This window comes from Synechococcus sp. HIMB2401, assembly GCF_042883245.1.
GTDB lineage: Bacteria > Cyanobacteriota > Cyanobacteriia > PCC-6307 > Cyanobiaceae > Parasynechococcus.
In genome coordinates this window covers 1-20069 of sequence record NZ_JBDJKK010000003.1, presented here as the reverse complement: position 1 = coordinate 20069, position 20069 = coordinate 1, and the positions used below count along the sequence as shown (strand labels likewise).

At 55.3% G+C, this 20069-nt stretch carries 17 protein-coding genes, 1 tRNA gene and 1 pseudogene; 10 read left to right on the top strand and 9 right to left on the bottom strand.

The window, feature by feature from the left end; translation table 11 throughout:
• The first annotated feature begins 2 nt into the window (after positions 1 to 2).
• The 7 genes from lexA to AAXE93_RS08005 all read left to right on the top strand — a co-directional run bounded on the left by lexA (position 3) and on the right by AAXE93_RS08005 (position 4491).
• Positions 3 to 626, top strand: a complete 624-nt coding sequence (lexA, locus tag AAXE93_RS08035; protein WP_390129835.1) for a transcriptional repressor LexA — start codon at positions 3 to 5, stop codon at positions 624 to 626.
• Between the two features lie 60 nt (positions 627 to 686).
• Positions 687 to 759, top strand: a tRNA-Ala gene (locus AAXE93_RS08030).
• Between the two features lie 260 nt (positions 760 to 1019).
• Positions 1020 to 1379, top strand: a complete 360-nt coding sequence (locus AAXE93_RS08025; RefSeq protein ID WP_390129833.1) for a hypothetical protein — start codon at positions 1020 to 1022, stop codon at positions 1377 to 1379.
• Positions 1380 to 1388: 9 nt separating this feature from the next.
• A complete protein-coding gene (locus AAXE93_RS08020; protein ID WP_390129831.1) occupies positions 1389 to 1613 on the top strand; it encodes a hypothetical protein in 225 nt (74 codons plus the stop codon).
• Positions 1614 to 1894: 281 nt separating this feature from the next.
• Positions 1895 to 2248: a hypothetical protein gene (locus tag AAXE93_RS08015; protein WP_390129829.1), complete on the top strand. Its 354-nt coding sequence runs from the start codon at positions 1895 to 1897 to the stop codon at positions 2246 to 2248.
• Between the two features lie 70 nt (positions 2249 to 2318).
• Entirely contained in the window at positions 2319 to 3383 is a 1065-nt protein-coding gene (locus AAXE93_RS08010) for an AAA family ATPase (protein ID WP_390129827.1), read from the top strand.
• 790 nt (positions 3384 to 4173) lie between these two features.
• The gene (locus tag AAXE93_RS08005) at positions 4174 to 4491 is read left to right on the top strand and encodes a DUF3303 domain-containing protein (protein WP_250397954.1); all 318 of its coding nucleotides are present in this window, start codon (positions 4174 to 4176) and stop codon (positions 4489 to 4491) included.
• 398 nt (positions 4492 to 4889) lie between these two features.
• Here the strand turns inward: AAXE93_RS08005 and AAXE93_RS08000 are convergent, their stop codons facing one another.
• The 6 genes from AAXE93_RS08000 to AAXE93_RS07975 all read right to left on the bottom strand — a co-directional run bounded on the left by AAXE93_RS08000 (position 4890) and on the right by AAXE93_RS07975 (position 13088).
• Positions 4890 to 8912 (bottom strand): AAA domain-containing protein, encoded by a 4023-nt coding sequence (locus tag AAXE93_RS08000; RefSeq protein WP_390129825.1) that lies wholly within the window; start codon positions 8910 to 8912, stop codon positions 4890 to 4892.
• A gap of 1292 nt (positions 8913 to 10204) precedes the next feature.
• On the bottom strand, positions 10205 to 10480 hold the full coding sequence (locus AAXE93_RS07995; RefSeq protein ID WP_390129823.1) for a DUF1651 domain-containing protein: 276 nt from the start codon (positions 10478 to 10480) through the stop codon (positions 10205 to 10207).
• An 828-nt stretch (positions 10481 to 11308) separates the two neighbouring features.
• Positions 11309 to 11695 carry a hypothetical protein gene (locus AAXE93_RS07990; protein WP_390129820.1) on the bottom strand — a complete coding sequence of 129 codons (387 nt, stop codon included), beginning with the start codon at positions 11693 to 11695 and terminating at the stop codon, positions 11309 to 11311.
• Positions 11696 to 11714: 19 nt separating this feature from the next.
• Entirely contained in the window at positions 11715 to 11837 is a 123-nt protein-coding gene (locus AAXE93_RS07985) for a hypothetical protein (protein WP_390129817.1), read from the bottom strand.
• Positions 11838 to 12011: 174 nt separating this feature from the next.
• Entirely contained in the window at positions 12012 to 12200 is a 189-nt protein-coding gene (locus AAXE93_RS07980) for a hypothetical protein (protein WP_115160708.1), read from the bottom strand.
• A gap of 720 nt (positions 12201 to 12920) precedes the next feature.
• Positions 12921 to 13088, bottom strand: a complete 168-nt coding sequence (locus AAXE93_RS07975) for a DUF4278 domain-containing protein (RefSeq protein ID WP_115160729.1) — start codon at positions 13086 to 13088, stop codon at positions 12921 to 12923.
• Between the two features lie 1403 nt (positions 13089 to 14491).
• Between AAXE93_RS07975 and AAXE93_RS07970 the strand changes: the two genes are divergently transcribed.
• Positions 14492 to 14692 carry a hypothetical protein gene (locus AAXE93_RS07970; protein WP_390129813.1) on the top strand — a complete coding sequence of 67 codons (201 nt, stop codon included), beginning with the start codon at positions 14492 to 14494 and terminating at the stop codon, positions 14690 to 14692.
• A gap of 1227 nt (positions 14693 to 15919) precedes the next feature.
• Positions 15920 to 16147: a hypothetical protein gene (locus AAXE93_RS07965; protein WP_186542103.1), complete on the top strand. Its 228-nt coding sequence runs from the start codon at positions 15920 to 15922 to the stop codon at positions 16145 to 16147.
• Positions 16148 to 16415: 268 nt separating this feature from the next.
• On the opposite strand, the gene AAXE93_RS07960 is transcribed toward AAXE93_RS07965, so the two are convergent.
• From AAXE93_RS07960 to AAXE93_RS07950, 3 genes are all read right to left on the bottom strand, one after another.
• Positions 16416 to 17195, bottom strand: a complete 780-nt coding sequence (locus AAXE93_RS07960) for a glutathione S-transferase family protein (RefSeq protein ID WP_390129811.1) — start codon at positions 17193 to 17195, stop codon at positions 16416 to 16418.
• 463 nt (positions 17196 to 17658) lie between these two features.
• Positions 17659 to 17823 carry a DUF4278 domain-containing protein gene (locus AAXE93_RS07955; protein WP_390129810.1) on the bottom strand — a complete coding sequence of 55 codons (165 nt, stop codon included), beginning with the start codon at positions 17821 to 17823 and terminating at the stop codon, positions 17659 to 17661.
• Between the two features lie 199 nt (positions 17824 to 18022).
• Entirely contained in the window at positions 18023 to 19294 is a 1272-nt protein-coding gene (locus tag AAXE93_RS07950) for a hypothetical protein (protein WP_390129808.1), read from the bottom strand.
• Between the two features lie 624 nt (positions 19295 to 19918).
• On the opposite strand from AAXE93_RS07950, the pseudogene AAXE93_RS07945 reads away from it, so the two are divergent.
• Positions 19919 to 20069: pseudogene (locus AAXE93_RS07945) on the top strand (photosystem II q(b) protein); the annotation flags it as partial.

Below are 20069 nucleotides of genomic sequence, written 5' to 3'. Positions count from 1 at the left end.
CGGTGACCCGTGCCCCCCAGGAGTCCCTCACCACTGCTCAGCAAGAGCTTTACGACTGGCTGGCGGACTACATCGGCACCCATCGCCACAGCCCTTCGATTCGCCAGATGATGCAGGCGATGGGACTGCGCTCTCCTGCGCCGATTCAGAGCCGGTTGCGCCATCTTCAGCAGAAGGGATGGATTACCTGGCAGGAAGGCCAGGCGCGCACGCTGCAGCTCTTGGGCGACATGGTGGGTGCCGCCGGGATTCCCGTGCTGGGCGCCGTTGCCGCTGGTGGCTTGGTGACGGCTTTCGATGATGTTCAGGAGCATCTGGACCTGGCGCCGGTGCTGGAGACCCGTGGCCTGTTTGCCCTGACGGTGAATGGCGACTCGATGGTCGACTCCCACATCGCCGATGGTGATGTGGTGTTGATGGAGCCGGTGCAGGATCCCCAGCGGCTGCGCAACGGCACGGTGGTGAGTGCTCTGGTGGCTGGCAGTGGCACCACGCTCAAGCATTTCCATCGCCAGGGGGCGACGGTGGTGCTGGAAGCTGCCAACCCCGCTTACCAACCGATTGAGCTTCCCGCCGAACAGGTGGAGGTGCAGGGTCGCTTGGTTGCCGTCTGGCGCCAGGTCTGAGGCTTCCGCGGTGTAAGCTGTGACACGACGACGGCGGCTCTGAAGCCACCACGTCGACATGGGGCCATAGCTCAGCTGGTAGAGCACCTGCATGGCATGCAGGGGGTCAGGAGTTCGAGTCTCCTTGGCTCCATTCTTTAAAGCCCAGTCTCTGACTGGGCTTTCTTGTTTCTGGGGTTAGCCGCGCAGCGGTGTGATTCCGTTGGTTGGTGTGATTTCTGGTGTGATTTGCACGCCACCACCAGTGGCGTGCACGACTTGCCACTGAATAGTGGTCCCAGTATATTTGTTCTAACTCTGGTGGGACTAGGTCAGCCGTAGGCCGGCCTAGGCGTGAGTTGAACCTCACCTTTTGGATCCCGGAGTTCCACACCTACAAAGGACGGAACTCCCATGCCTAAATCCAAGGCTTCAAAACGGCGAATTGATAAGTACGCCGGCAACTCACCGCAGCTTCGAGACTCTGGCTTTTTGGTGAAGCTGGGCGGCTCTGATGAAATCGCGCATCACTACCGCCATCACTTTCACCAGTTCCTCGACTACCTGACGATTGATCCCTCTGCTCCAAACCCTTTGGATCAGGTGGGGGATGGTGAGCCTGCTCTGCGGGATGCCATGCGCCGGGCTGGCATTGCTGGCCTGACCCGCAATGAGCTTTTAGAGAAGCGTGATGAATACGTTGCGCGCCTAGATGCCGGCAAGGCGCGGTACAGCAGCAAGCTGCACCGCGTCGAGTGGATCCCCGCTAACTGAGGTCGGGGCATGAAAACTGAACTCTGGCTGCCCACTAAGGCAGCAGCGGATGCTCTTGGCATCTCGACTGACACGCTGAAACGCAAGCGTGAAATTTGCGGCGGTTTCCTCGAAGCCGGTCGCCACTGGTGCGCGGGCTCTACCCGCAACAGCTCGATGACATGGTGCGTTGAGAGATGCCTCAAGGCACTTCATCAACGCGGCATGCAGGCACGACGCATCGTCGAGTTCTGAGCCATGCAGACATCAGTCCTGCGCGGCCCTGCCCGTGTTGCGGGAGAACGCGCGATAGCGACTGCCGCTGGAACGACACCACGATCCTTTGCCATCAGGGCCAGTCACATGGCCCTCCATCGCATCTCAAGCGCGGCGACACCATCAATATCGGTGGCAAGCAGTGGGCCGTCATCCGCTTTGACGGTGGTTTCGCTGGCTGCGCCATGGTCCTCAAGCCGCATCGCGGCAAGGCCCGCTCACGCGCTTACAGCCGTCTTTTGGGGGGCACAGCGCCCCCGATGGACAAGGTCGGTCGCCTTGCTGCCGAGGAGATTGAAAAGGCCATTGCTGACATCGACCGCGCCTTAACGGTTCCGCCGTTTGAATTTCTGCGGCCCGATGAGATGCGCAGGGATTTTGCGCTGGCTCTGGAGACCTACGAGGCGACCAATGCCTTCCGGAAAACCGTCGGCAAGCTGGCCCGCTCGCGGCCCTGCCTGCGGGAGAGAAAAGCCGTCCTCGACTGTGCGTTGAAAACACTGTGGTGGATGTGCAGAGCGGTGGAGGAGTTCTGCCGCAACGAGCTGGGCGAGTGCAACCAGTTCGGAGAACCAATCGCTTGCAGACCGTCCAAGGAGACAGGACATGGATGACCCCAGAGAGTTTTTAAAAGAGGCCGCCGCCGCCGAAGAACCAGAAGTCTTCGGTCACATGCGAGCGGAGATGACTCGCATACGAGCAAGCCTTGCTGCCGAGGGGACCCCCCTTGGGGATGTAGGGAAAGTCCCGAGCGCGGCGGATTTTCTCAAGGACAAAGAACCAGACGACTGGTTGATCGACCAATTCGGCATGCGCGGCTCACTGGTTGTCCTTGGCGGGGCAACAGGAGCCAGCAAAACCACGTTGATTTACGGGATGGCTCAAGCCATCAGTGAGGGCAGCGTCTGGGGCGGCCAGCTCCAGTGCAAGAAAGGCAAGGCTCTGGTGATTCAGAGCGATGAGAGCGAGAGAAACGCCCAGCGCAAGCTGCAGGTTATGGACATGGATCCGCCGAGCTTTGACCTGCTCACCGACATGCCTGAGCTGGACCTAGATCGCTTGAAAGCTCTGCAGCAGGTCAACCACTACGACGCGATCTTCATGGACTCAATCACCACCCTGCTTGGCATGTGTGGTGACGGGCCAAAGATGACTGATGTGGAATTTGGCGCCGTCATCTACAGGCTCAACAAATGGGCTGATGAGGCGAATGTCTTGGTGGTCATGACTTGCCATCTGCGCAAGCAAGCCAGAGACGCCACAAACAACAACGTCAGGATTGGCGACATGTATGGCGCTGGCAGTCAGACATGGGCTGCCAGTGATGTGTGGGCTCTCTGGAAAGTTGACGACAACGATGCCAGCTACGACACCCACTTGATGCTGCGCTGCCTCAAGGGGAGGTTCTGCGAGATCGACACCGCTTGGCACCTTGATGGCTGCAAGGAGGATTTCTCGCACCGTGTTGTCGGTGTTGTTGATCCTTCAGACCTGCTGCCGCTGAAAGCGGTTGCGGTTAAGGAACAAGCTCTCGCCCTGATCGTCGGCAGTGGCAAGCAATGGACCATCAAAGACATCAGCCAAGCCATCAACTGCAATCACGAGCATGCGCGCCGCACGCTGCAATCACTGTTGAGTCAACACCAAATTGCTAGGCGCAAGTTGCCATCTACTGGCGGTCGTCCTCTCTATGCCTACACAGAGAAGGACTTTTCCTGCACCCCCAACACCCCCCCCACTGATCGGTAACAACAGCGCCAATCGTTTGTGACTAGCTAGAAGCGCGTCACTAGTTAGTTACCCATGAATAAGTCTCAGATGCTGATCGCATTTCTTGCGTTCGGTGCTTCTGCAAGTTCCATGGTCGCTTGGCGATTTGCTGCATCAAAGCTTTGGAGAGAGGAGCCATGATTCCTGCCTCTACCTCAGTGCTGATGGTGCTTCTCAAGCCATTGCGGGTCCTTTCCGCCGTACAGCTTGTGGGTAATTTCGGACGTCGTCGTCGCATTAGTGCCAAGCAACGCGGGGCTAAAAGCGTGAGCCTTTGTCTAGGCAACGTATGGCGAAAAAAAGCTGGTTAACACTGAGATGTTCTCCACTGCTTGTCCTCCAACGCAAAAATCAAAGCGGGTCTTTCTTATGCCAAGGGTTCCGAGAACCAGTACCTCTTCAGCACTTGCGGAGCTGAACTTGGCCGTAGCCAGATTGCAGGGTGGCGTTTTGAGGTCAGCAACAACGTCCCCTCAAACCTCACGAAGGGTTCAGGGACCGACTTGTCGGCTGTCATCTACGGGATCGCCGATCTGCTGATAGGTCTGTAGGGGCGCACTGCAGATCCATGTGAACCCCTCCACAGACTGCGCTTGATGTACTGAAGCTACGCGTGCGTTGCAGTTAATCGACATTGCAGTTCACGATGCCGAGATGTTTGCGGCAATGAAGCACGCAATCGCGTAACTCCCATGTCATGACCTGATCACTTGAACAGTTCCAAGCCGTGGGGATGGCTACGACATGGCTGTCCCCTTACTCACTTTTTGTGCAGCACTACCTAATCGTTTGGAGCTTCCCCACCGTTGAAGGCGCATGGGAGTCATGTCCAGGTTTTGCCGACTACATCAATGCTGGAGGGCCTGGCGACAAGTTTGACGGATTTGAACTGAAGTACCGAGTTTGTGAGCCAGTGAGCGGAAGTGGTGTGGCAATTGCTGAGGCAAGTGATATCGGGAAGGTTTGGGCTCATCTTGGCCCTTGGATTAAGGGATATGGGATTGAATTTGACGTGACTGCTGTTGTCTCTGATGCGCAGTTTGCAGCAATGTGGCCTGGTGTTGAAGCGGCTGCAGCAGTTGAATAAGACCTACAATTAGCTTGGTTCAGATGGGGGTCACCTGTTGGGGGTTGGCCCTTTTTCTATGTCGTACTTCCGTGTCAGGACAAGCTTTCTGCCCGTTCCGCTGCAGTAGCTGCAGACGTGCATATAGCCGTCATACCTGCTCTTCTTGTAACCACTACCTCCGCAGTGCTTACACCTGTGACTTGTGATCTTGGTGTTGAACAAAGGCAGCGCCATTTGTAGTGCTGTTGCTTCTGAAGTCATGTCTATTTCCATCGACACCTCACCACTAGCTCTGGTCAATCAGCCATTTCAATAGATATTGACTTAGTAATAACTATCAGTGTCAACAGTGCAGCTTATTGATGACGATTCCCCGAAGGTACCGAACCCTGCCGATGACTCATTGAGTCGTCAGATCAAATAATTCTTCCAAGAGCTCTCAACTGCTTTATCTCGTCTTCAATGCGGCTGACGATTCGGGCGCCTCGACGACTGAAGGGAAGCTTGCTGAAGACAGCCTCGAAGATCTCATCGTCGGAATGAAGGACTCCGTCAGAGCAGAACCAGACGATGTATTCCGCCAACTCACTGCCGTAGTCGTCGATCGACCCAAGTTGGGGGATTAAAGGTTCACCTCCTTCTTTTTCAGGTGCGGCAGCGGCAGGCTCTTCGCAGGGAGGGGTTGGAGCTGTCTCAGCTGGTTCTGGTTTTGCCTCGTAGGCATTGAGTGCTTCTTGGACGGCCTGCGTCGCTAAGAACACTTCGGTCTCTTTGTTCCGGAACCATTCGGTTGACCAGATGCGGTGAAACTTCCAACCCAGTCGTTCCAGGTGGGCTTGGCGAATTCTGTCTCTGTCTCTTGCTGTCTCTGAGGAGTGATAGGAGGCTCCGTCAGCTTCGATCGCGAGGATGAACCGTCCAGGGCTATCGGGATGCTGAACCGCGAAGTCCAGCCGATAACCAGACACGCCGTACTGCGGCACCATCCCAATTCCTTGCTTGCGAAGGGAGTCGTAGATGTCTTGTTCGAACGGATTCATCGGCACCGTGTCAGCCGATAGATCCCCGAGGTCTTCGCCACCGCTGTGCACGAAGCGCAGGTATTGGATCAGCCCTTTCGCGCCAATGCTGTTCAGTTTGTTGTCGTCGTACTGATAGGGATTGATCGTGGAGACGACCTCTACGCGTTTACGGGCCCGTGTGACAGCGACATTGAGGCGTCGTAAGCCAGACAGGTTCTTGTCTCGGTTAATCGGTCCAAAGTCGTAGCGCAGCTTTCCGATCTCTCTGGGGCCATAGCCGGTTGAAAGGATGACGACGTCTCGCTCATCGCCCTGGATCGATTCCAGGTGGCGAATGATGAATTTCTCGTCTGGTCTCCCTTCAGGGAACAGCTGGATGGATGGGTCTTCACCAACCTGGCGGTCAAATTCGTTTTGGATATTGCGAGCGTGTTCAGAGCCAAGAGCGATCACCGCAAGGCTCAAGTCAGGGCGAAGGGTGAGATTTGTGATCGCAACCTGAACGGTGCGTTGAATTTCTGCACGGGGGGACTTGCCTGTGACATCGCTGAGCTGCCCCTCTACGAGGTGGTATTCGAACGGAGGTTCCAGGCTTGTAGAGGGAGCCGTGACCAACCGCCGCCCGTAGAGCTCCGGGTGTTGATTGGAGAAGGCGATGAGGCGTTCATCCTCTGAGCGGTAGTGCCATGAAAGGGTTCTGACACCCTGTCCAGGCAAGACCGCTTTGACGGCTTCAAGCAGCGACTCCGCTTCATCGACGGCGTCAAAGGCGTCGTCCTCTGGGTCATCGCTCGTCGAGATTTCGTCCTCGTCGTCGTTGGTCGCGAAGAAAGAGGTGCTTGTCGGTGAAAGCTGTTTGGAGTCACCCGCAACGATCGTTTGCTTGCCGCGGAGGATGGAGGTGACTGCTTCAAAAGGAACGATCTGACTGGCCTCGTCAAAGATGACGACATCGAAGAAGGCTTTGTCCGGAGGGAGCAACTCCGAGACCACAAGGGGGCTCATGGCCCAGCACGGCTTCAGTGCTTTTAGTAATTCAGGTGTCTCAGCAAAGAGTCGACGAGCAGATTTCCGCTTTCGTCTCCTCTTGTGCTGGGTTTCGATCAGGTCGGCCTGTTCAGGGTGTGCGTTTCGGACCGCATGAGCTCGCTCAGCGCAGAGACGGCGTATGCGCGATCCATTTGTCCGTATGTGATCGGCATCCCTTTCTCGGAAAGCCTCGATGTTTCGGTCGAGGAACTGACGACCGGAGTTGCGTAAGGCCGGCGACTGAATTCGGATGGCTTCTTCGACGTAGTTCGACCACTCCTTCTTCAAGTCATCGCAAATCGGCTTGGCCGATTCACCCGCACAAAGTCGGTCGAGCATCTGATCGAATAATTCCCTTGAGCCAGCGATCAGTTGCTGGAGTTTCTCGAGCTCCCGATGCAGGTCAGGGGCAAAAGGCAATTGGGTTCGAATTTCTTCGAACCGGCTGATCACTGCATCGACTTCCGCGATTGAGCAGCTGTCAGGCGACAAGTCCTCGACCAAAGAATTGAGTCGCGATAACGCCTCAAAGAAATTCGTGAGGGTGTCTCTGAGATCGTTTGGATATGTCCTCGCTTCTGCTGGCACACCTACCGCATGAAGACAGCTAAGGGCAGACATAGATCGACAAGCAGCCCGAAGAGTTGCGGCTGACGGCTGCACGCCATCCCGTAACGCCGACTTCAGGCCAGCCAGTGAGTCGCGGTAGCCCTTATCGAAGAGATATTTGAAGCACCGCAATAAGAACGGTTGAGCCAGGTCTGCTTTCAGACGTTTGAGCTGAGCGACGGCTGGGAGCTTGCGAAGGTCAGGAGTGATCAGCTCCAGGTTTTCGCTGATGACATCCAAGTTGTCGAGGATTGGCTGGATTTGGTGAGGGCTCTGGACCAGTACTTCTTCGCCTGTGGACCGGGCCTTGGCTTCCACCTCTTGGAGCCAGCCTTTGATCGAGCGTTGTGCTCCTTTGAGCTTGTCCAGCGCCTCAAGGGCACTGAGGATTGCCTGGGGTGTTTGAAGTTGCCCGTTTTTGATCGCTTTCGCGACAGGGGAATGGCTTGCAAGTAGGTCTTGCGCTGTAAGAGAAATCAGCTCTGCCAGGCACTTCTCGGTGCCTTGGATCTGGTCAAGGGTGATTGCATTCAGGCATGACGCACCTAGATCAAAGGATTGGACCGGTTCACTGCCGGCTTCCATCGCAAGATCAATGACCTCTAGATAGGAGCAATCCCAGGGCTCCTGCTTGGTCTGGATGGCAGCACTTCGGTCAACGAGCTTTCGGCGCACTTCCCCAAGCTCCAGTTGCTGTGCACTGAAGTCCGTATCGGGGATTGATTTGATTTCTTCGAGAGCTGAGACGAAGGGTTCGGTAGGCCGTTTTCGAACCGCTTCTGAGGAGTGCAAATCGAAGAAGCAATCCCCGAGCCCAACGTTGTCGATCCGCTTCTTGACGGCATCGATTGCGGCTCGTTTCTCCGCAACGAACAGAACGCTCTTCCCGACGGCGATGTAGCTCGCGATCAGGTTGGCGATGGTCTGGCTTTTCCCTGTGCCAGGTGGCCCCTCAATGACCAGGTTTTGCCCTTGCAAGGCGGTGTTGATCGCCCACTGCTGACTGGAGTCCGCATCGAGCACGAGGAACTCTTGTTGAGGGGGGATGAAGTTGGGTGCGTCCTGCCTCGCGTCACTGATGTCCTCCCTGAGGGCGTCCTTGCTCTCGGCATCTCCAGCGAGTGCTGCAATCAGCGTGTTCTCTTCAAGCGATTCCGTTGCGCTTTGAAGGTCCGCAACCATTGGCAGGTTGGGGTATTTCAGGTTTTTGATCGCATGACCATCGAGCTTTTGAACTTCGAGGTCTGCAGGACATTGCGAAGCAAAGAGCTCCCAGAGCTTCTCTTCTGTGGGGTCCTCCAGCTCTTCGAAGCTCTCGTCCTTGATGCCTACTGCCATTCGGCGTTGCAGGTGGAGGATCAAGACGGGGTTGATCTCTGGTTCGGTGTCGACAAGCCTGAGCTTGGTATTGATGAAGGCTCCCCCTTCGTTCTCCAGTTCGACTGAGTAGAGAAATAAAGGTGCGTTGGCGTTGCTGATCTTGTCGGTCTTCCAGGTGGCGAAGCCAGAGGCAAGTTTGAGCACTTCGATGCCGCGCTGCTCTTTGAACTCGATGGCAGTTTTGATTGCCCCCTTTGCGGGCTTCATCTGATCGGGATCAGTCAGGTCGCATAGATCGGTGATCGCGACCGTGTCTCCGTTCAGGAGCTTGGAGAGCCCTTTGGGGTCAGGAAGGATCGTGGAGGTCTTGGTGACCTTGAAGTTGATCAGCTCGTTCCTGGCCGTGAGGTCTACGAGCTCGTCAGCCCATCGTTGAAAGCGTTCCTGCAGTTCACTCATCTCAGCTGTCGTCCCAAAGAACCTTCTTGGGCAGCACTAGGAATGTGTGCCATCAATCTTGGCTCCTGCAGAGGGCTGGTACTCCGAGATCGACAAAGTCCTTGACCCTGTCTCGCTGGCCAAGCAAATCGAAACCAACATCGGATGGTTCGGGCTTGAAAGGCAATGAGCGTTAAGGCTGATTGCCTTGTGCGTGCCCGCTGACGAGAGTTGGTCCATCGAGATCGGAGGCGCCAATGACGGCCGACACTCCACCTGAGCAAACCGTAGAAGTCGCCTGACTTTTAGGTCCCTGCTCCAACAGTTTCCACCCAACCGTGGGCTACTCGTCTGTGACGACACTGCAGTACGTCAGAACAGTCGACTCTCCTCTGCACCGTTCGTAGGTGCCCTGTAGGAAGCCAGCCCGACACCTGGACGTAATGGCCCCAGGAACCTGAAAGCCCGACACTTCGCCCGACGCCAGCAATGGCATACGGCATGGCCCCTGTTTTGCCACTACAGGGGTGTCGGAAGCGAGCAATAGGAGAGGTCACCCCATCCCTGTCGTAGGTGGGCTGGCCTCTCAACCCCTGATCACATCACGGGTTTACAGATGCACAAACGAGCGAGTTAGGCCGTCTCTTCCAGCTGGGAGGGGCGGCCTCCTCCTTTGTTGAAGTGCAGGTGAGCAGTTCCCTAGGACGCCTTGTTGTTTTTGCAGGGGCGTTCACCTCGCTTCAACTTGAGCCACATCGCTTTCTCAAGTGCTGTCAGCTTTGGAGAGGTTTCATGCAACGCAGCTTCGGCACGTCGCCTGGCGGCAATGATGAAACGGTCTGTCTTGTCTACTCCGTCGAATCCCATGTCCCTGAAGAGGACGACACTCGCAACGTAGACATACGAATCGTGTGTGCATCGAATGCCAGTGAGCCCTCACTTCAAGCGATGGCAAGAGGTGAATAGGACTGCAATCACCCAACCAAATCTTGGCCGCCGCGAGCGATTGCTTCACGCAGATACCTGTTTCGTCGTGTCCTCGAGGACATCTTGCTGAAGCTGCTGAACTGCACAGAGAGCTTCATGCGCTGGCCACCCATGAACATCCATCAACTCCTTAACCAGAGCATCAGGGGCCTGAGTGATCGAGCAGCGAATGGCATTGACAACCTTGTTGTCCCTCGCGAGTGCAGATAGCCGTAGAGCCCGGAGTTGCTGAGTGTTCGGCTGTTTCATCACAGCACTCTGGACTACCGCTGGTTTTGCTCCATTTGCCGAATGCCTATACGGACTCGGCTCGCTCATCCACTGACCTATCGCAGGGGACCGGCGCATCTCCTCCAACCCATGGATTTGAGTGCATTCCATTTCTCCAGCGCCTCTTGTCGTGTCATCAGTTGACTCCCCTGAGGGATCGGGTCGTCAGGTGGTCGCCAATGGAAGCTGCGCATGACGATCGACTCGCCTTGAGAGCCATCCTTGGATGCGGTGAATTGGTAGTAAAGCTGCTGTGATTCGTTGGCAAGCCATGCACCAACTGACTTGTAGGAGAGTTCTTCAGTGATGAGTTCGCTCCATAGGAGAGGCATCTGATCGATCTGTCAGACGGCTTTTTTCGTAGCTGAGCTGACGGAGCTTTTCGATGTGCTGCTGATGCTCACCGCTGCTCCAGTGCTGCGGGAAGGCGACTCGGGCTTGAAGTTCCGAGATTTGGTTGTTGAGTTCTCTCGCTGGGTCCTCGGACCAAGGGTCCTCTCCACAGTGGACCATCGCCACCCCCCTAATGGCGGGGGAGAAGTGAATCTCCTAAATCACTACTGATGCGCTTTTTGGGATAGGTCGTCTTCCCGTCAGGAAGGACCGCCATCTCTGTGCCTGAGATTTAGGCATTAAGCCTTAGCCATCGGCCAGAGAAAAAACAGCAGACTCCTATAACCCGCAGATGCAGCATGAAAGGACTCCACACGAACGTTGCCTACTTCGGTGGCACCGTCGCGATTGCAGTCCTTGTCATGACTTTCGTCGTCAAAGCAACTGCCTGAAAGTTTCCAGTCGAAAGCTGAGCATTGGCTCGAGCAGGGTCCTCTTGGGACAAATCAACGTGGGTCATCCGAAGGTGCGTTGATCCTGTAGACATTGATTGTCAAAACATTAGACACTTAGAGACATCAGGAGACAGAGAAATGCAACTCATGACTGTGAGTGCCGCTGCAAGGCACCTCGGGTATAAAAGTCGTTCGCAGCTGTACAAGCTGATGAATGACGGTTGGCTGGATTCACATGTGCATATCCAGATGCCAAGCGGGCAGCGGTTGCTGGACGTCGATGGCTTGCAGAAGACGCTTCAGGGCTTATGCCAGTGGCGAGTAGACAGCGTTTTCCTAAGGCGTGAACGATCGAGCTGCAGGGGGTTAGGACTATTTCTGCTCTTCTCCTAAGCGTTGACGATGCAGTGGAAGTGCCCACCAGATGAAAGCTTCTTTTTTACTGATTGTGCCTTGGTTAGCACATTCAATCTCGGCAGCATTTTTGTCTGACCAAGTAATACTTTCCAAGTCCTCAAGCTTGGTGTATTTGCAGTAGCAGTGTGCTGTAGCCAGATCTTCCATTAATTCTGCAACCTCTCCCCACATGGTCATTTGGATGTCCATGCAGGATTGGTGAAACTCTGAATACTTGCCAAGAGTCTCTGATTGATCAGTAGAAAGTTCCGGCTTTTCCTCTTTGTCATACCAACCCCCATCAAAGGCAATGGCTGGATCTGCCAACACCAGCGGGACCAAGAGCAGCAGTAGTCGTTTCATGTCGTGATTTTGCAGCTGACTACTGCTGTTGCTGTTGCTGTTGCTGTTGCTGCTTCTTCTTCTGAGGCTTGTTGCGCGATGCCTGGTGATTGGCGCTCGCCTTCTCATAGACCTTACGAACCGTCTTTGCTTCAGAGTTCATCTAGATCAACCTCTTGAGGCGGAAGCTTGTATGAGCGGGAATAAGCCCTTCTAACAATCCTCCTAAGAAGCAGGAAGGTCATTCCCATCAACAGCAGTAGAAGAGCCTCCACGACAACAGTGTGGCGCTAAACGTCGTAATCCCTGATCAGGCAGATGGCGCTGTAAGCATCACTCATGCGATGAGGGGGCTGCCGTGACGAACGATCGAGGTCACTTCATTAGTGGTCGCATCAACCACCATGTAAGTGCACATCAGCGCCTTCGACTTTGTGCGGGCACACAGGTAAGCCCTGAATTCCGTTTGGAAGTAGAGCTCCTTGACCCAACGGTCGGGAGCTTCTTGCTTGACGACGTTGTACATGGCTATTGCCTGGACCCTTGCTCTAGCAATGCCTTTGATGCGCTAGCCCAAACCACGGAATTTCCGTTGTTTAGGCACCAACACTTATCCAACGAGTCGGTCATCCTCAGCCAGGATCGCTTTCCCTTTTGAAATCCTCAGCACCTCACCTGAGTTGCCGGGACTTTCGTACATGACTCGATAGAGCCCGAAAGTATTCAGCGATTTGGCCCGGGCGTTGGTGAAAGCCTTGAACTCAGTCTCGAAGCACTGCTCCTGAAACCAAATGTCGGGCCCATCGCTTCGTTCAACACAGAACATCATCTGTTTCCCTTGAGGTTCTCAGCTTGGAGAGGGCAGAGCTGCTCGCTTGCTATCTCCAAATGAGCTTCGGGATCATGTCTTCAGTTGACGACCAGTCAGCAAGGGAGCCATTCAGCCTTACGAGCCCCGCTCGTCAATGGCACATGATGTTCTTTGGCTAAGGATTCCCAGTGATCACCCTGACGAAATCGCTGTTCACATGGAAGACGGCAGGAATCCTGACAGGACTGAAGCTGGCAACACTGGCAGTCGTACTTGGCCTTGCTCGTGCGGGGCTTCTCCCAGCCTGGTTCCCCCACTGGGGTTAGCCAGCTTCGGAGCCCAGCCCATCTCCTTCTGGGAAGTCGGTGCTTAGATGCAGGCAAAAAGAAACCCCCGCCGTGGGCAGGGGCTTGAGATCTTCTGATTAAGCCTTGATCACTTGGCGTAGGAAACACCGCGGTAGGTCAGGCTTGGATGAGCATTGTGAGCGACTTCTTCGCGGCAGGTGTTGTAAGTCTCGCGGCGGTAGGTCAGCTCAATACAAGCTTTGGGCGAGGCTGCTGGAGCCTCGTAGGAGTGACCTCTGTAGAGAAGAGCAGTCATGGTTAGTTCCTCAGAAAATTCCAAGTCCCCGTTCCGTGGCTTGGAGTGTCTGCGCCCCTTCAAAAGGGGTGAACGTTGTGTAGCGGTTGCTACAGATCTTTTATACAGGGTCGTCACCCCCCCCTGTCGTTCATATGGATACACAGCACTTTTCTGGCTGGATTCAGCTCAGTGCCCTCATCCAATTCCAGGCAAGCGGAGCCCCGAGCGATTGAAGCTCCGCTGCACCGCCAGCTCTGCCAGTTGCGGTGCAATTCCGTCGTAACCGCACTGACTTCAGCTAAATCGCGTTACTTACTACGGAATCGCAGACAGGGTGATCCGCTGCAGCTCTATAGAGCAGATCACCTGAGCCAAGCCCACCACCCTCTCGTGGGGACGTGTCTCTATTGAGGTCATAGCTCTAATGGTCTGGGCTTTGCCACAGCCAGACAGGAGTTCAGTCCACGAGTTCAGTGTCTTTGCGGACAAACCAGTCGTTCTCATCCGCGAATCTCTTTTCGATACGGCGACGAGTCTCAGCAACGTGTCGGCGTTGTGCCCACAATTCGCCAACGAACTTTGCGAGTCGTTCGCGGTGATCCCCACGCTGCATTGGCACCGAGGGATCCTGCTCCGTTGTTTCTGGATAACGAGTGGTCATTTAGATCGGGATGGTTGAACTCAACCCTTAGCCAGATCTTTGGTTGGAGGCCATTTCCCAAAAAGAAACCCCGGAGGTGTCTCCGAGGTCGCTAACCCTTTCGGTTGATCCCCATCACCCGACCGGACTGGACAAAACTAGCCTCGTTGGACTCAGAAGTGCCAACAAATCCATATTCCGGACATAGTGCGGTGAAGTTCTGTACCGACTCTTAAGACACCAAATGTGGGGCTAGGCAGTGGCAAAGAGCTGGGCCATATTGTCAGTTCCCCCATCACCTGGCCCGATGTGCGCGTCACAGCGGGTTTTTTTATGCCTCAAAAGCACTAGCAGTAGTGCTTTTGAGGCGTTTCGAGGCTCGAAGCTGCAGGTAGGGCCACTTGGTATGTGGATAACGCGAGGCAAAAAGAAACCCCCGCCAAAGGCAGGGGCTCCAAAACGTCTCTCGGGAGTGTGACCTTGTTTCCACCCCGTGAGGCGTTTTTCCTCACACATTCACTATCTCTACCCAGCTGGCACTGTGACAGTTGTTGGTGGACGGCTTGTCGCTTGTCCCTAGCCAGTTTCTTGAGCTCAGCCATCTCCATAACTCCTCCCGTGGTTGGTTTTTGAGCTTTCCGCCACTACGGGCCTCGGTTGAGAACGGGGCCACAAACCATTTCCACGCAGGGGGATCTAGTCAGCCGTCGAGCAGATCCCCCGAGCCAAGACCGCCGTTCCCTCGGCTATCTCGTCTCATCTCCACAACTAGCCACGGATCATGAATCGCGATTACATCGACTGGCTGGAGACGTTGCCCTGCAACCTCAATCCGGAGAAGGTCAACGTGTGGATAGGTAGCTGGGCGCCTTTGCCGGAAGAGATTGATCTGCCTGCTTACGAGCATTGGCAGGATCGCGAGAATCAGCGGAATCCCAAGGGCGTGATGTCTCGCCTGTGGAGTTGGGTCAATATCCAATAAGGCCTCATACGCCGATTCTCTGTAGCCATCGCGACCTGATTATCGGACTGTCACGGAAGAAATCCTTGATCCCAAAGGTCTTCGAAAAATGCTGTGCAGAGCCACTAGCGAGCACCTATCAAGGAGAACTGCGGTACTTCCTCTTACGGCTGAGTGAGTCATCGCGGCAGCACGGGAGAGCGACCCGTTAGCTGGCAGACAATCCAGTCCCCATCCCACGGCAACTGTGGATGGGGCTGGCTTTCTGCGCTTAACCCCGTCTTCCAATAACGGGAAAGATTCAGTGCATTGCACTTGATTGCAGAACTCGTCGGCAGCGTTATGGAACGGACCGCATCGCTCGGGGCGAACATGTTTCTCCTCGCGGTTCCGTAGTCCCGCTTCTTTGATTCGGTTAAGGCTGTTGGAAGTCAGCCCGGCCGATAGAGCGGGCTGCAGAGCCAAGAGCTGATTGCCATCTGGTTTGGTTGCGATTTATTGGGTCAGCTGCTTTGTGGTGATGACTCGCGTTCTTCGTGACCAGTGGGCACCGATGGCGATTGCAGGTGCATCACTAGTGGCGTTGGTGTGGCTTGAAGCCTTTGTTTGGTGAGTCGGCGGGGCAGCCTGAAGAAAACAGAGGGCTTAAGTAGACCGCTCAAGTGGCAGGCGCATCTTGAACCTGCAGCTCGAGGGGGTCTGCACTTGGGAGTCGAGGACCACTTGGCCTCCTCCCCATTAACCGGGGAATCGAGGACCGTAAGGACTCTTCCCCACACCATTCCAAGCCGTCAGCTCAAAAGCTGGTGGAAATTCACCGCACGTAGCGGGCATAACTGGGCAGTCGTTTCAATCGAATCTGAGTCGAATAACCCGTCGGCGTGATGATGTTCACCACTTCAGGGGCAGGGCTATTCAGCGTGTAGCCACGTTGGGTCAACTTCTCCCAGGATTGTTTGAGTAATTCAGTGTCCATAAGTCTTCGATAACATATCTCATCAAGCTTCCGCCAGTTTTGATCAGTATGTGCCACTTGATGCAATTTTGAACCTCAAGGGTTTTTAGCTTTGTGATGCCCCTGGCTACTGGTTTTGGCATTCGACGAACTCGATAGGACAACCAGGTATATCCGTGATGCAAAGGCTCGCGCGCTGGAAGTGCTGAATGAAGCCTCCCCCAAGCTCACCGCCCTTGAGAAGGCCATGTGGATGAAGTTGAAGCGAGGGGAACGCCCCTGCAAAAACAGCAATGGCCAATATCCCCGAAGAAAGCATTGACGCAGAGGCTGCCAGTTGTCTGCAATATGTGGCACTTGATGCATTTAAGGACAAGGAATTAACGGACCATCAGGAAAAGCAGAAGAGAGATGATCCAAGAATTCAGCATGATTTCTCGGCCGCCGCCGATGGTGCATCAGCTTGGCGACAAACGCTTTGTTGTCTGTGTGTCGAGTGGGCTGTGCTTGGAATTTGCTGACCGATGGGATGCCGAGTGCTGCCTGAAGAGCCTTCAGGTTGCCAGTGTTTTGCCTAAGTAGTGAGGCTGCACGACGCCTCGGATACAAGTCCAGATCTAAGCTCTACAGACTTATCAACGACGGCTACCTGCACGAGCATGTCCATGTGCAGCAGCACACGGGACAGCGTTTGGTTGACATAGAGGGGCTGAGGGAGAAGCTGCAGTGCATCTGCCAGTGGCGCCCCGACAGCGTGTTTCTAAGGAAGCCTCGTTAACGCCTGGCAGCTCAACTGGGAGATTTAGAAATCACAGCGAACTGACCGGCGTTACGCGCAATCTCTACCTCGATTTCCTCCGGTGTTGCATACGGAGGGCCAAAGAAAGCAGGCCGAGAGAAAGGCACGGTGAGACCGGTACTAAAGGACGGACGCTGGTGGAGCATCTCGATCCAGGCGAGCAGATGGCTCATCGGCGAGATATCGACATTTGCCCAATAAGCACTAGCGCAGTAAGGGAAACAGGCGACATCCACGAGTGTGCAACGCTGACCGAGCACAAACGGGCCGCTCGATGACGCGAGCTGGTCGTCGAGCATGCGCAAACAGCGCTCCGCTTCGGCAATGAAGCGACCAATCGCGAAGGGATCGTTTTGGCCGCGAACCTTGGCGATTCGCTGAAAGTACATGGCCTGCCCCATCGAAGGTCCGAGGGCGCTGACCTGCCAATGGAGCCATTGCTTCGTCTGCAAGTGCAGCTGCAGGTCCTCATCGGCAGGGGGCAGCAAAGGGCTGACGAAGCGAGCCGCGCTGTACTCCAAGATGGCTGCCGACTCGGCGACTGTTACTCCGCGCGCACGATCAATCAGTGCCGGAATCCGACCATTTGGGTTGATGGAAAGAAAACCTTCACTGCGCTGTTCACTCTTCTCAAAGTTCACCAGTGCCCAGTCATAAGGCACACCCATTTCTTCAAAAAGGATTGGGAGCTTCCAGCCGTTTTGGGTGGCATATATCAGACAGCAAATTTCACTGTGTTCTGAAGACGACCACGCTTCGTCAAGCGTCACCTGCCTGGCGAGCCTTGATTTTTGGCTCATGTCATCGCCTCTCTAAGTCATCCATCTCTGATCAACGCTAGGGATCCGATCCGATCGTTCAACTGAGTGCTCCAATCCTGAACTCAGATCAAATCAACCATGTGGTCACTTGCTGTAGGCACAACGCCATTGAGGCTTGGCAGGCGATGCAGAAGACGGGCTGGAGGCGCTGCCCCCCGCCTGTGCGCTGAGGACCAATCATTTTCGTTATGGCAGACGGACCCAGCAGTTGCCGCTGACTTGGGTCCGCGTCCCGGCCGGAGCCCTCCAGAACGGGACGCACCTCAAATACGCCAGTGACGCCAATCGATTCAGAGTGAATCGATGCCAACCTCGACTTTTTGTTGCCAAGAGAAAAAACTGCCGGAGGCGCTGCCCCCCGCCTGTGCATTGAAGCCATTAAGGGCGGAAGCATCCGCCCCATCCACTCGACTTAGTGGGAGTAGCTGACCCCGCGGTATGTGAGAGCAGTCACAGCGCGAGAGGCATTGCTCATTGATGCCTGGTAAGCCTTGCCCATGTACTTGAGCTGAACAACAGTTTTCTCCTTTGGCTCGTTGCACGTGGTGTACTTGTTGCCGAGGAAATTGAGTTCCATTAGGGGGGTGGGGGATGCAAACGCTCAGATCTCAGCCCAAGGAATCGGCTAAAACAATGTTCCATCCGTTACTTAATGATTTAGTGATAATTATTTGTTGCTCTGCGGATACACCTGATCGTCTCAGTGTGTTCTGGCAAACATCTTTTTGATGGCAATTTTCAGTTGCTCGTCTGAATTCATAGATGAAATGAAGTGACTACTGCTGTTGCTGCATCAGCTGCTGACGCTTGCTGAGCGTCGCCGCCACAGCCATGTTGGCGGCGTCCACTTCCTTCTCCATGTCCTGGTCGTCGATCCACTGGCCGTAGTGCTTCATATGAGTGCGAACGTCATGGCCCATCAGCCTTGCGGCCGTCCGGATGGCTATGGGTGTGTAGAGAGCACTGCGCCAAGCGAAGCCATGGCGGAGGCTGTACGGCTTCAAACCTTTGATTTCTTCTTTCAGCACTTCATTCCAGAAAGGATGGCGATCGAGGTATTGCCCAAAGGCCGCCCCGCCGTCCTTGAAGTTTTTGGCGTTGCGGATGCTGGTCGGGAGCTTCACCAGCCCGCTGTGCCACAGCTGCATCAGGCGCTCACCTTCTCCAGGTAGCTCTTTCAGGTTGAGAGCACGAGCAGTGCGGGGCTTCTTGGGTGTTGCCGCTGTTCTGCTGTTTCGCTTGGTGTTGCCGACCTTGAGCTTGCCGTCCTCAAAGGACAGCACCATCAGCTCAGCAGGACGTAATCCATAGAAAGCGACCAGCCCCACGGCTAAGTGCAGCTCAGGGTTGCCCTCAAGGCTGTCCAGCAGCCTGATCAGCGCCTCTGGTTTCACTGGTGGCGTGTCTTCCTTGGGTGTGGTCCTGACCCCAATAAGAAGAGCTACCTCCTCATCGTCAGGGGGCAGCCAAAGGTTGTCGGCGGCGCATCGTTTCACCGCAAAACGCAGGAACCGGCAGACATCCAGCAGGTTGCGTTTACGCCCTGATGAGCCTGGCGCGATCTTGGTCAGGTGCTTCTCGGTGTACAGGCGAAGCAGAGCACCAGCATCATGCGCAGCACCAGCGCGAGCCGTTATGAGATCGACGACACGCTTGATCCGGTACGCCTCATTCGTGTTGTAGTTCGACTCCGAGACGGTCCCTGAATCAACCCGGAAACTGCGGTATCGCTCCGAAACCACAGTCCAGTTCGTGGCTTCACCAGTCAGCTCAGGGCTGTCTGAGATCAGTTGATATGCGTCCTTGAGGCCGATGTTCTGGTCGGCCATGGTCTCCCGCAGCTTTTTCACCAGCGCGGTGACGGCATCGCAGCTGCTTGGCGCGAAGGGCAATGGTGTGGATATCGACGGGCGTCTGGCTGAGCGCCGCGTCCCTTCGATCTTCTGGATCTTGAAGCGCCCGTACTGATCCTCCAGTACCCAGCCGGGACCATTGCTGCGTCGCACGACAGAGCGCAGATCCTTTAGCCACTGAGCCGCCTTCGCCATGACCCCCTTCTGCTTTTGCAGGTGGTCAGAGCTTGGCGGTCATGAGTGTGTTTTGCAAGTGTGTTTTCTGCCCTTATTCGCCCCAGCATGCCGTCGCAAGTTAAGTGGTGCTCCTTGAGAATGCTTAGTGTGTCTGGGCTTTTTCTAGATATCGCAGTCAGTCTCAGCGATCACAAAGACTGCATGGCATGCAGGGGGTCAGGAGTTCGAGTCTCCTTGGCTCCATTTCAAGATCCCTTTGCTCTGCAGGGGATCACTTCCGTTTTCTCTCTGCTTGTAGTCACCACGCGGCAGGTCGGCGACAGACCGGATTAATGCAGAGAGGTTGCTTTCGGCCACGCGTCAGAACGCCCTCAATTCGATTTTCAGCCAGCCCAGTCAGGAAGTCATCCCTCGATTGAGGGAGGTGACGAATGTTGAGATCAAGCTCTTGCACGGACCATTGGTCGCTGAACAAGCACATTCAGGCAACTGCGTGATAAGCCGGACCTATCGATCTCATCAGGAGTGCTCGGGCCGGGCGTCGTGCCGGCGCCGCAAACTTCCTTTACATTGCCGATGTCGGGTTAACCGACCTTTTTTATCTGCCACCGGGATTCGTCCCAACGGCTCTTTTCCGTTCTCATGACCACCACCCTCCAGCAGCGCTCCGGCGCTTCCAGCTGGCAGGCCTTCTGTGAGTGGGTCACCTCCACCAACAACCGTCTGTATGTCGGTTGGTTCGGTGTGCTGATGATCCCCACACTGCTGGCTGCCACCATCTGCTTCGTCATCG

Bases quoted from the DNA above. Each gene is read 5' to 3' on its own strand.
- AAXE93_RS08025 (WP_390129833.1), top strand. From the start codon at position 1,020: ATGCCTAAATCCAAGGCTTCAAAACGGCGAATTGATAAGTACGCCGGC.
- AAXE93_RS08020 (WP_390129831.1), top strand. From the start codon at position 1,389: ATGAAAACTGAACTCTGGCTGCCCACTAAGGCAGCAGCGGATGCTCTT.
- AAXE93_RS08015 (WP_390129829.1), top strand. From the start codon at position 1,895: ATGGACAAGGTCGGTCGCCTTGCTGCCGAGGAGATTGAAAAGGCCATT.
- AAXE93_RS08010 (WP_390129827.1), top strand. From the start codon at position 2,319: ATGACTCGCATACGAGCAAGCCTTGCTGCCGAGGGGACCCCCCTTGGG.
- AAXE93_RS08000 (WP_390129825.1), bottom strand. From the start codon at position 8,912: ATGAGTGAACTGCAGGAACGCTTTCAACGATGGGCTGACGAGCTCGTA.
- AAXE93_RS07995 (WP_390129823.1), bottom strand. From the start codon at position 10,480: ATGCCTCTCCTATGGAGCGAACTCATCACTGAAGAACTCTCCTACAAG.
- AAXE93_RS07990 (WP_390129820.1), bottom strand. From the start codon at position 11,695: ATGAAACGACTACTGCTGCTCTTGGTCCCGCTGGTGTTGGCAGATCCA.
- AAXE93_RS07985 (WP_390129817.1), bottom strand. From the start codon at position 11,837: ATGAACTCTGAAGCAAAGACGGTTCGTAAGGTCTATGAGAAGGCGAGC.
- AAXE93_RS07980 (WP_115160708.1), bottom strand. From the start codon at position 12,200: ATGTACAACGTCGTCAAGCAAGAAGCTCCCGACCGTTGGGTCAAGGAG.
- AAXE93_RS07975 (WP_115160729.1), bottom strand. From the start codon at position 13,088: ATGACTGCTCTTCTCTACAGAGGTCACTCCTACGAGGCTCCAGCAGCC.
- AAXE93_RS07970 (WP_390129813.1), top strand. From the start codon at position 14,492: ATGAATCGCGATTACATCGACTGGCTGGAGACGTTGCCCTGCAACCTC.
- AAXE93_RS07965 (WP_186542103.1), top strand. From the start codon at position 15,920: ATGGCCAATATCCCCGAAGAAAGCATTGACGCAGAGGCTGCCAGTTGT.
- AAXE93_RS07955 (WP_390129810.1), bottom strand. From the start codon at position 17,823: ATGGAACTCAATTTCCTCGGCAACAAGTACACCACGTGCAACGAGCCA.
- AAXE93_RS07950 (WP_390129808.1), bottom strand. From the start codon at position 19,294: ATGGCGAAGGCGGCTCAGTGGCTAAAGGATCTGCGCTCTGTCGTGCGA.